General features: G+C 65.6%; 8 protein-coding genes and 2 pseudogenes. 7 read left to right on the plus strand and 3 right to left on the minus strand.

What is annotated here, in order from left to right; genetic code table 11:
- Positions 1 to 79: 79 nt before the first annotated feature.
- The 4 genes and pseudogenes from A5777_RS05060 to A5777_RS05075 all read left to right on the plus strand — a co-directional run.
- Positions 80 to 937 (plus strand): annotated as a pseudogene (locus A5777_RS05060) (glycoside hydrolase family 43 protein); the annotation flags it as partial.
- On the plus strand, positions 924 to 1,436 hold the full coding sequence (locus A5777_RS05065; RefSeq protein ID WP_231894952.1) for a GNAT family N-acetyltransferase: 513 nt from the start codon (positions 924 to 926) through the stop codon (positions 1,434 to 1,436). The pseudogene A5777_RS05060 and the gene A5777_RS05065, both read left to right, overlap by 14 nt.
- Positions 1,437 to 1,486: 50 nt before the next feature.
- Entirely contained in the window at positions 1,487 to 2,245 is a 759-nt protein-coding gene (locus tag A5777_RS05070; protein ID WP_064861853.1) for a fructosamine kinase family protein, read from the plus strand.
- 15 nt (positions 2,246 to 2,260) lie between these two features.
- The gene (locus A5777_RS05075) at positions 2,261 to 2,986 is read left to right on the plus strand and encodes a DUF72 domain-containing protein (RefSeq protein WP_064861854.1); all 726 of its coding nucleotides are present in this window, start codon (positions 2,261 to 2,263) and stop codon (positions 2,984 to 2,986) included.
- A 24-nt stretch (positions 2,987 to 3,010) separates the two neighbouring features.
- On the opposite strand, the gene A5777_RS05080 is transcribed toward A5777_RS05075, so the two are convergent.
- Positions 3,011 to 4,459 carry a S1C family serine protease gene (locus tag A5777_RS05080; RefSeq protein WP_064861855.1) on the minus strand — a complete coding sequence of 483 codons (1,449 nt, stop codon included), beginning with the start codon at positions 4,457 to 4,459 and terminating at the stop codon, positions 3,011 to 3,013.
- Between the two features lie 79 nt (positions 4,460 to 4,538).
- Positions 4,539 to 6,710, minus strand: a complete 2,172-nt coding sequence (locus A5777_RS05085) for an ArnT family glycosyltransferase (RefSeq protein WP_064861856.1) — start codon at positions 6,708 to 6,710, stop codon at positions 4,539 to 4,541.
- Positions 6,711 to 6,909: 199 nt separating this feature from the next.
- Between A5777_RS05085 and A5777_RS05090 the strand changes: the two genes are divergently transcribed.
- Both A5777_RS05090 and A5777_RS05095 read left to right on the plus strand, forming a co-directional pair.
- A complete protein-coding gene (locus A5777_RS05090) occupies positions 6,910 to 8,529 on the plus strand; it encodes an LCP family protein (protein ID WP_442903011.1) in 1,620 nt (539 codons plus the stop codon).
- 124 nt (positions 8,530 to 8,653) lie between these two features.
- Positions 8,654 to 10,069, plus strand: a complete 1,416-nt coding sequence (locus tag A5777_RS05095) for a purine-cytosine permease family protein (protein ID WP_005207726.1) — start codon at positions 8,654 to 8,656, stop codon at positions 10,067 to 10,069.
- 74 nt (positions 10,070 to 10,143) lie between these two features.
- On the opposite strand, the gene A5777_RS24580 is transcribed toward A5777_RS05095, so the two are convergent.
- Positions 10,144 to 10,482 (minus strand): helix-turn-helix domain-containing protein, encoded by a 339-nt coding sequence (locus tag A5777_RS24580; protein WP_442903012.1) that lies wholly within the window; start codon positions 10,480 to 10,482, stop codon positions 10,144 to 10,146.
- Here A5777_RS24580 and A5777_RS24585 point away from each other — a divergent pair.
- A pseudogene (locus tag A5777_RS24585) lies at positions 10,475 to 10,741 on the plus strand (PucR family transcriptional regulator); the annotation flags it as partial. The gene A5777_RS24580 and the pseudogene A5777_RS24585 sit on opposite strands and share 8 nt — an antisense overlap.

The raw sequence follows: 10,741 nt of genomic DNA on the forward strand, positions 1-10,741 counted from the left end.
CCCACCTCACCTAGACCGCAACAGCAAGCACACAAAAATCAGGAGTCACGTTCTTACACAAACATCTTGACAAGCTCCGGTGGTGGCCTTCAGCAACACCAGCGACACGTACATGGATGTGTACCAATCCGCCGACGGCAGCGCCTTCGAGCCCGTGGCCAAGCCTGCGTACCGGCCGCCGAGCGGCCGCGTGCGCGATCCCAGCATCTTCCGCCACACCGACGGCTTCTACTACGTCACCTATACAACGGTCGACGGCGCGAACATCGGGTTCGCGCGCAGCCGCGACCGGGTGCACTGGAGTTTCGTGCGCAATGTACCGGTGCCGCTCTGCTGCGCGTTTCTGCCCGGCACCGGTGACGGCAAGGGGCTCGGATCGTCGAGTGGGCCGGGCTCGTCCGGTTCTGCCGGCTCGTCCGACGGCCCGTCGCTCTCCCCGTTCACCACCAAGGCATGGGCGCCCGACTGGTTTGTCGAGGGCGGGCGTGTCAACGTCATCTTCTCGATGTCGACGGGCGGAGGCTTCGTGCCGTACATCATGACAGCGCTCGACTCGTCCCTGCGTGCGTGGGGCCCGCCGATTCCGCTGGCCGGACTCGGCGCAGACCACATCGACACCACCGTCGTGAAGGTCGGTTCGACGTATCACGCGTTCACCAAGAACGAGACGAAGAAGGTTGTGCAGCACGCGGTGTCGTCGTCGTTGTACGGTCCGTACCGGTTCATCGCGCCGGGCAACTGGGGTGCGTTCGTCGAGGGGCCCGCGGTGATTCAATTGCCAGGCAACGCGTGGCGGATCTACCTCGATGCCTACAAGGCGGGCAAGTACCTCTACTCCGACAGCACCGACGGCCTCAACACCTGGACTCCGGTGAAAGAGCTTCCGGGACTGTCGGGTTCGGTTCGGCATCTGGGTATCATGCGTGAACCCTCGTGACGGCGAGAGTGACGACGGCGCGATGTCGATGAATGATGCCGACATCGTCGAGTTGACGACCGGCGACGCAGGTGAACTCCTGACATTGCAGCGAGCGGCGTACGTGACCGAGGCGCAACTACACGACGACGTCTCGCTGCCCGCACTGACGCAGACGCTACTCGACCTACTCACCGAACTGTCGGGTTCCGCGGTGCGTGCATGGGGGATTCGAGTCGGGGGCAGGCTGGTCGCGGCGATGCGAATCCGCGTCGACCGTGATGTGGCCGAGGTGATGCGACTCGTTGTCGCTCCCGATATGCAGGGACGCGGGATGGGGACACGTCTGCTCGCGGCCGTCGACTCGGTGATCCCTGAAAATGTCACGCGCGTCGAACTGTTCACCGGGGAGCGGAGCGTCGCCAACATACGGCTGTATCAGCGCATGGGTTACCGGGAGATCCGCAGACGCGACACCGGTCCATATGACCTGGTGTATCTCGCCAGATACCGCGACTGAGTTCTGTCGCGCCGTGGGCGGTCACCTCGCGGCGCGGGTATCAAGGAGTCATGCCCTCAACGTTCACCAAGCACACCTCCGGACGCCCGGCTCGCTGGGAGGTGGCTGGGTTGCGGTGGCTCGCAGAAGCTATGGACTCTGGCGGCGCGTTGGTCGTCGGCGTGGTGTCCACCGACGACGCCACACTGACGGAGACCCGCGTCAATTCGACGTCACCGGACGCCGATGCCGCAACGGAGTTCGGCCGCCGACTCGCCATCACGCACACGCTCGAAGAGTCTGCTCGCTGGGGCGAGGGGCCACCGGGCTGGGACGGCGCGGGATATCAGGGCCCCAACGAACACCTCCTCGACCTCTCGCTGGTCGGCCACGACTCCTGGGGTGCGATGTATGCGGACGAGAAGCTCATGCCACTGCTGCCCGAGAGCGGCCTGCGCGGCAACGACGCACGCGTCGTCGAACAGCTCTGTGAGCGGCTGCGCGAAGGGAACTTCGACACCGACGACGCTCCGGCGCGACTGCACGGCGATCTGTGGGCGGGAAATGTGATGTGGTCACCGGAGGGGTGTGTGCTCATCGATCCGTCGGCGCACGTGGGGCATCGGGAGACCGACCTCGCGGCCCTCGCGCTGTTCGGTACTCCGCACCTCGACGACATCCTCGACGGCTACCAACACCAGTACCCACTGGCCTACGGCTGGCGTGAACGCGTGCCGCTCCACTACCTGTCAATGGTGCTCATGCATGCCGTCGTGTTCGGCGGGGGATACCGGGGCCAGGTGGTCGACATCGCACGCCGCTACGTCTGACAGAGTCGACGCACCATGACCTTTCACGTCGGTACCTCCGGTTGGCAGTACAAGGACTGGCGCGGCCACTTCTATCCGACCGAACTGCCGCAACGCCGCTGGCTGGAGTACTACGCGCAGAAGTTCTCGACGGTCGAGGTCAACAACACCTTCTACCGGCTCCCCGAACGGTCGACGTTTGAGGGGTGGAATGAAGTGCTGCCCCAGGGGTTTCTGGTATCAGTCAAGATGAGTCGGTATCTCACCCACGTGCGACGACTGAGGGAGCCTGCAGAATCGGTGGCGCGCTTCCTGCGTCGTGCGGACGCGCTCGGTGCGCATCTCGGGCCTGTTCTGGTGCAACTTCCCCCGAACCTGACGGTAGATCCGGAAGCGCTCGACGCCGTTCTGGCTGAGTTCGGGAAGACGGTGCGGGTCGTCGTCGAACCGCGCAACGACTCGTGGTGGGTCGACGACGTCCGTGCGGTACTGGAAAACCACAACGCCGCACTGTGCTGGGCCGACCGGGGCAGCAGGTCGCTCACTCCGTTGTGGCGGACGGCCGACTTCGGTTACCTCCGAATGCATTCCGGCCTCGCCTCGCCTTCGCCGTCGTACGGCACCCGCGCCATCGACGGGTGGCTCGAGCGGCTACACGCGGCGTTCACGTCGTCCGAAGACGTCTTCGTCTACTTCAACAACGACACCGGCGGCGCCGCCGTCGACAACGCGATGACGATGGCGCGGCGGGCCGGGGCGTGATGCCTGCCTCTGCTGCCATGGGTGTCAGGGCAGTCCGAAGCCGAAGGGAAGACGCTGTCCCGAGCCGCCCCCAGAGCCGTCGCCTGGGCCGCTGCCGTCAGAGCCGCCGCCCTGCTGCTGGGGGATCGTCGTCTGTGCCTTGTCGACGGTGCTGCCCAGTGTCACCTGGACGGTCTTGGTCTGTCCGCCGGAACTGACGGTCACGGGCACGGTTTCGCCAGGGGAGTGCGTGAGGATCTGCGCCATGAGGTCGGCGTAGTTGCTGATGGTCGCGTTGCCGATCTTGGTGATCACATCGCCGTTCTTGATGCCGGCGTCCGCTGCCGGACCGCCCGACTGCACGGATGTGACCTTGGCTCCGTTGACCGCATCCGCGCTCGACGCGAGCGAACCTGACACGCCCAGAACGGGTTTGGTGGCGTGACCGTCTTGCATCAGTTCATTCGCGATGCGCTTTGCCGTGTTGATCGGAATGGCGAAGCCGAGGCCGAATGCCTGCGGGCCGCCACTGCTGCTCTGTCCGGTGTCGACGGCCGAGTTCACGGCGATGACCTGTCCCTGCAAATTCACCAGTGGCCCACCGGAATTGCCCGGATTGATCGGAGTGTCGGTTTGTAGCCCGTTGTAGACGGTGACAGAGTTGCCCTGCTCGTCACCCGCGGTCACGGTCCGAGACAGTGCGCTCACGATTCCGGATGTCACAGTGTTGGAAAGGTTTTCGGGACTACCGACGGCCACCACCTGCTGGCCGACCTGAAGCGACCCGGAATCGCCGATACTCGCGGGGGTCAGCCCCGACGCGCCGTCGAGCTTGATGACCGCGATGTCGTACGAGGGAGAAGTGCCCTTCACGCTTGCGGGATAGGTCTTTCCGTCCGGGGTGGTCACCTGGATCTTGGCGCCGCTGCCGACGCCCGACACCACGTGATTGTTGGTGAGGACGTAGCCGTCCGGCGAGAGGATGATGCCGCTACCGACGGCCGTGCCCTGGCTGGTTGCGACCTTGATGTCGGCCGTCGACTTCGACGCCACCTGAGCGGCGTAGGTGACCGAACCGGGTTGCGCGTCAGCGGCATTGGTCGCGGCGGCCGGTGCCGATGCGATCACTGGCGCGCTCGACGACGAGCCGTGATCGAGAAGCGCATACCCTCCGACGCCGACGAGTCCACCGACCAATCCGGCCAGCACCGCCGTCGCGACGACCGGTTTCGCGATGCCACGGGATCGCTGGGCAGGGGCAGGGGGCGTCGGAGCGCCAGGGTATGCGCCAGCGAACTGCCCGGGAGTGGGATTAGGCTCACTGGGATAGGCCGCGGTGGGATATGGCTCTGTGTAAGGGTTTTCGTACGGTGCGCCCTGCCGCGGTGTCCCCGGGTCGGGTGCTGGGCCTGGGTTGGATTCGTTGTGTCCCTGATCCGGGTGAGAACCTTCGATCGGTGAGGTGTCGGACTCGTCGGGCGTATTGCTGTTCACGAGACCACACTGCCGTCCGCTACTGAGAACACTGCCACTGCCGAATTCTGAATTTGCTGACAAAACACCGGTGTTCTCCTCAGCTTCGTGCCAGGTGATGGGTACGACGACGTGTCGTCGAATGTGTTTCCGGCCCCGACGTGCCGGAGTTCTGTTGTGTAGCGGTGGTTTCCGTCGACGCCGATGTCGTGCCTGTGCCCGGCGGCGCGCTCAGGTCATAGACCGTGTAGCTGCCGACGGTGCGGGCGGCGTAATGGCTTGTGACCCACTGCCCGATGGGTGCGGTCACCGAGCTGCCTCGTCCGCTCGCGCGTTGTCCGCCCCCGAACCCGTCGAATGCGGCCGACGCGCTATGTGTTTCGGGCTCTGAATCGCGTGGGGTGGCGACCACGTAGTAGCCGATCTCCTTGTCGGCCACGTACTTCTGGAACTGAGCGAGCGTCGGTGTCGGATCGTTGGAGAATCCGCCGATACCCATGACCGGGACGCGAGCGTCGAGTTCGAGAGACGCTGCGCTCGACGTCCTGTTGGTGGCCGCCGCCCAGCGTGCGGAGCTCGATTGCAGCAGGTGGTCGAGCTGCGGCGAATCCGCCGCGGTGCCCATGCCCCCGCCGCCCGTGCTGCTGTGTCCAGACGTGTCGTGGCCAGAAGTGTTGTGGCCGGGCAGGACCGACGGCCCGCCGCCGGTGTGTGCCACGGCGTCGCCGTTGATCGCGAACGCCGCCGGAGCCGAGAGCACGGCCAGCACACCGCATCCAGCGGCGATGAGGGCGACGGGTCGACGCGCACGTGTCGGCACAGCTGCGAGTACCGCTGCCGCGACAGCGACAAGCAGTACCGCCCAACGCAACCAGGGGAGCCACGACGATTCGCGGTCGAGCAGAACGAACGCCCAGACACCACCCGCGACGATCATCGCTGCCAACCCCACGCGCGCGGTGATCGCGCGCCACACCGTCGTCGACTCGCGGGCGCGCCACGCCTCGACGACTCCGATCCCGACCAGTCCCGCGATGGGAGGTGCGATCGCAAGTGAGTAGTAGGGATGGACCGTTCCGCTCATGTAGGACAACACGATTCCGTCGAGCAGTAACCAGAGTCCGAACAGCAGTGCGCCCGCGCGCACGAGGTCGGTGCGTGGTGCGTGCCCGCGCAGCGCGAGTACCACCACGAGCGCGATGAGCGCCGATGGCAGCAGGAACGAGATCTCCGCTCCGAACTCTCCGGCGAAGAGTCGACCCAAGCCGGGGGTGCTCCCGAACATGCCACCGCCGAAACCGCGTGCCAGAGAGGGATTCTGGCGCATGAATTCATCCATAGCGGTCTCGGAGGGACCGCCCGCGTGACTGCGGCCCTGGATGCGGTCGAGTCCGTTGTAGCCGAGGACCAGATTCATGAAGTTGTTGTCCGTCGAGCCGGCGAGGTACGGACGCGACGATGCGGGCCATAGAAGCGTGAGCACCACATACCATCCTGATGCCACGACGAGTGCGAGCGCTGCGACGGCAAGATGCCAGACGCGCCGACCGAGCGTCGTCGGCGCGGCCAACAGATAGACGACGCCCAGCGCGGGCAACACCATCAATCCTTCGAGCATCTTCGCGAGGAACGCGAAACCCAGTGCAACACCGGCCAATACGAGCCAGCGCACCGACGCCCGAGACGTCGCCCGCACCGTGCAGTAGGCGGCCGCGGTCATCAGCAGGACCATCGCGGCGTCGGGGTTGTTGAACCGAAACATCATGGCCGCCACCGGAGTCAGTGCGAGAGCAGCGCCCGCGATGAGTCCCGCGGTCCTGCCGGAGATACGGGTCACCGTGGCGTAGAGCAGAGCGACCGACGCGACTCCCATGATCGCCTCGGGGATCAGCATGCTCGCTGACGAATACCCGAAGATCTGGCCGGAGACTCCCATGATCCATTGAGACACCGGGGGTTTGTCGACGGTGATGAAGTTCGACGGATCGACTGATCCGAAAAGGACCGCCTCCCAGTTGCGGGAACCCGCCCACGCCGCGCCGGCGTAGAACGGGTTGGCGCTTCCGTTGATGGTGATGTTCCAGACGTAGAGCACCGCGGTGCCGACGAGGAGTGCTGCGAAGGCCACTCGATCACGGGTCGTCGCGCGGGGAAGACGATTGTCGACGGTGCCGGTGTCGGGATCGTCTGTTGCCTGTGGTGCGCCGACGTCGGCGGCTGGGTAGGCAGTTGCGGGAGAGACTGCCGAGAGGGAATCCAGGTTCACGAACACGATGGTGCGGCCGATGTGCTGAGGTGCGGCTGAGGCTGCGCTGCCAGGTAGCTGTGAGCGGCAAAAGGCGTTCTCACCAGCGGTGTTTCATGTCCGATCCGTCCGGAACGTCGAGTACTCAGGGCTCTCACAGACGATGTCACTACCGTGATCCAGTCGAGGTGGGGGAGTCCGCCGAAGACCGTCGTGTCGGCTTGTGATGCCGATCACGGGTGTGGCAGTCAACTGTCGAGAGAGGGCGAAAGCGGTGGAGCAGGAGGACACGTCGCGCTATCGCGCGCGCCGCGCACCCTCCGGTGACCGAGGTTTTCGCGGCTCCGACGGTCGACGCCTGACCGCGGGCGAAGTCGCTGCACGGCGGTCACGTACCCCTATGAGGCCACCTGTGCCGCAGCGAGCTCCACTCCGACCGGAACCGCGATCGCGGTGGGAGCCGGTCGACGATCTCACCCAGCCCATTCCGCAGGTCACCTCTGCTCGTGGCGCGCGCAGGTCCGCCGCAGGCGATGAAGCTCACGCCTCGTCGCGCCCCCGCTCGTCGCGCCCCCGCTCGACGCGTCGACGCCCAGCGGCCGAACCCCAGCGCCGGTCGTCGGTGGTGCGAATCGGGCGGATCGCGGTCGCGATGTGTTCGGTCGCGATCCTCGGGGTCGTAGGGCTCGCGTGGGGCACAGTCACACACGTCGCCGGAGGGTTCGGTAGGTCGGCGGCATTGGCCGGCGGACCAGCGTCGAGCGGCGGGGCCGAGAACATCCTCCTGATGGGTCTCGACACCCGCAAGGACCGCGACGGCAACAATCTGTCACCCGACATCCTCAAGCAACTCCATGCCGGAGATGGTGACGAGGGTGGCTACAACACCAACACGCTGATCCTCGTGCACATCCCCGCGGACAGGAAGAACATCGTCGCCTTCTCGATTCCGCGCGACGACCTCGTCGACGTCGACGGTCTCGACGTGAGCCAGGCCAAGATCAAAGAGGCGTACGGCCGCAAGAAGGCGATGGTCGAGGACGAACTGACAGCACAGGGCATCACCGATCAGGCCACTCTCGAGTCACGTGGGCGCGAAGCCGGTCGTTCCGAGACCATCCACACGGTGCGTCAGCTCACCGGCGTACCGATCGATCGGTTCGCCGAGGTGAGCCTCGTCGGCTTCTACGACATCGCCAAGGCGCTCGGCGGCATCGACGTCTGTCTGAATCACTCTGTCCGTGACTCGTATTCGGGCGCTCGGTTCCCCTCCGGTCGCCAACATCTCAACGCGGCGCAGTCGTTGGCCTTCGTCCGGCAACGCCACGGACTCGACAACGGCGACCTCGACCGCACCCACCGACAGCAGGCTTTCCTGCTCTCGGTGTTACACCAGGTACAGAGCACCGGAATGTTGACCGATCCCGGGAAACTGAACAGACTCAGCAGCGCACTGAACAACGACGTGGTTCTCTCCGACGGATGGGACCTCACGTCTTGGGGGCAGCAGATGCTCGCACCCGGCGATCAGCGCGTCAGTTTCCGCACGCTTCCCGTCGAGCGATACGACACCGTCGACGGCCAGGACGTCAACATCATCGACACCGCAAAGGTGCGCACCCAGATCCAGACGGCCTTCGGGATGCAGGCACCGTCGAACACCTCGAGGGCCTCGGCGACGTCACCGTCTTCCGGATCGTCGTCTTCTGGATCGACCGACGCGGCGTCGGGTGCGACGTCGACGAGCGATCAGGCCGACGCCGAGACGACGGCATCGCTCGACGGTCCCGCGCCCGACTCCGGCGGCGCCGTGAGCAATGGTTCGGCCATTCCCTGCGTTGACTGAGTGAGCAACGGCGTCGCGCAGTCGCGTCGATCACGCTCGACCGTCGAAATGTCGTATCCGCGAGTGAGTGCAACGGACAATCCGTCGGTTGCCGCTCCCGAGCCGACGCAGCACAGTAGCGGCCATGAGTACTGACGCACCCACCGACGACGATGCCGCCGTCACGCAGTTGAACTACGGCAGCAAGGTCCTCGCCGTCGAGCCAGGTGGCAACGAGCCGATTCCGGTGGAGGCCCGCCACGGGTCGCCGCGCGGTCTCTTCTGGACGTGGACAGCCCCCAATCTCGAATTCGCCACGATTTTCGTCGGTGTGCTGGCAGTGGCCGTGTTCGGTCTGTCGTTCTGGCAGGCCGTCGTCGCGGTGGTGCTCGGCAACGGACTCGCCGCGATCGCCCACTATCTGTTGTCGGCCGACGGCCCCCTGCACGGGGTGCCGCAGATGGTGCTCGGTCGGCTGGCCTTCGGATATCGCGGCAACATTCTGCCCGCGACGTTCATGGCGGTCATGTGTGGTGTCGGCTGGTTCGCGACCAACAGCGCCAGCGGGGCGTTCGCGTTGTCGTCGTTGTTCGGGTTCACCCCGCTCGTGGGGCTGATCATCATCGTCATCGTGCAGACCGCGTTCGCGTTTTTCGGACACAACCTCGTGCAGCGATTCGAGCGGATCGCCGCGCCGATCCTGGCTGTGATCTTCTTGATCGCCGCGGTGATCATCTTCAGCAAGTCGCACCTCGACGCGCCTCCGTCGTCGGGTGGCGGGTTCTCGATGGCGGGCTTCTGGCTCACCGTCGGCGCCGCATTCGGGTACACCGCAGGCTGGACTCCCTACGCCGCCGACTACACCCGCTACCTTCCGCCGACCGTGTCGCGGGTGCACACGGGCCTCTACGCGTCGCTCGGCCTGTTCGTCTCGTGCACCGTGCTGATGCTCGTGGGCGCGGCGTCGGTGACGATCGGTCCGGCGACGTCGGACAACCCGACCGCCGCGTTCACCGCGAACCTGCCGACGCTCGTCGCGGATCTCACGCTGCTGGCCATCGCGGTCGGCGCCGTCGCGGCCAACGCGATCAACGTCTACTCCGGCTCCATGGCGTTCGTGACCATGGGATTCAAGCTGCCGATGAACACGCAGCGCGCGCTTGTCACAGTGCTGTTCGGCATCGTCGGATTCCTGGTGGCCTGGTGGGCACTTGCCGACGCCGCAGCGTCGTACGAGGCGTTCCTGCTCCTGGTTGCCTACTGGATCGGTCCGTGGCTCGGTGTGGTCTTCGCCGATCGGTTGCTGCGCAAGAAGCGTCCGTCGCTGGATCTGCTGTACGACACCCGTTACGCGAACTGGGGTGGACTCGCCGCGTTCGTCATCGCATTGGTCGGATCGATCCTGCTGTTCTGCAATCAGGAGAAGTTCGTCGGGTACGTGGTCCGCGCGGTTCCCGAGTTGGGTGACATCGGTGCGTTCGTCGGGTTCGCAATCGCATTCGTGGGGTATGTGATTCTGGCCAGAAAGAGCGTCGAGGAGTCGCAGCGCACATACGGCTGACGACACCTGCCACGGCTGTCACACACACGCGGACCTTCCGCCGAGACCCGAACTCGGAGGAAGGTCCGCCTGTGTCATACGGGCGCGAGAGCCCCGGCGCCGTCGGCGCGTAAAGCACTGAAGGCCAACAGGATCGACGCATACATCTCGGGATCTGTCGGGTCGAAGCCGAGCACCTCGCGCACACGGTCGAGGCGCTGGTAAAGACTCTGGCGTCCGATGTGCAATGCCTGCGCCGAGCGAGTCGCGCTGCAGCCGTTGCGCAGGTGTACTTCGAGTGTGCGCGCGAGGTGTGTCGACGACGCCCTGTCGTGGCGGACGAGCGGATCGATGAGGTCGATCAGTTCGTCGCGCGCCGCGGCAGACATGGTGCCGGCCGCAGCGTCGACGGCGAGCGATCGAGCGGTGAACACGCGTCCGGCAACACCTTTGGTCTGCACGGCGTTCACCGACATCGGTGCACACGCCAGCCGCGTGACCGTTGTCGTCGGTCAACCGTGTGCGACCGCCGACGCCGGACCCGGGCCAGGACTGTCACTGTCGATCGGAGACTCGCTGCGCACCTGTGCCGAAAGACTCGGCAGCGCAGTCGAATCCGTGCAGACCAAAGGTGTTGCCGGACGCGTGTTCACCGCTCGATCGCTCGCCGTCGACGCTGCGGCCGGCACCATG

This window comes from Gordonia sp. 852002-10350_SCH5691597 (assembly GCF_001665715.1).
GTDB lineage: Bacteria > Actinomycetota > Actinomycetes > Mycobacteriales > Mycobacteriaceae > Gordonia > Gordonia sputi.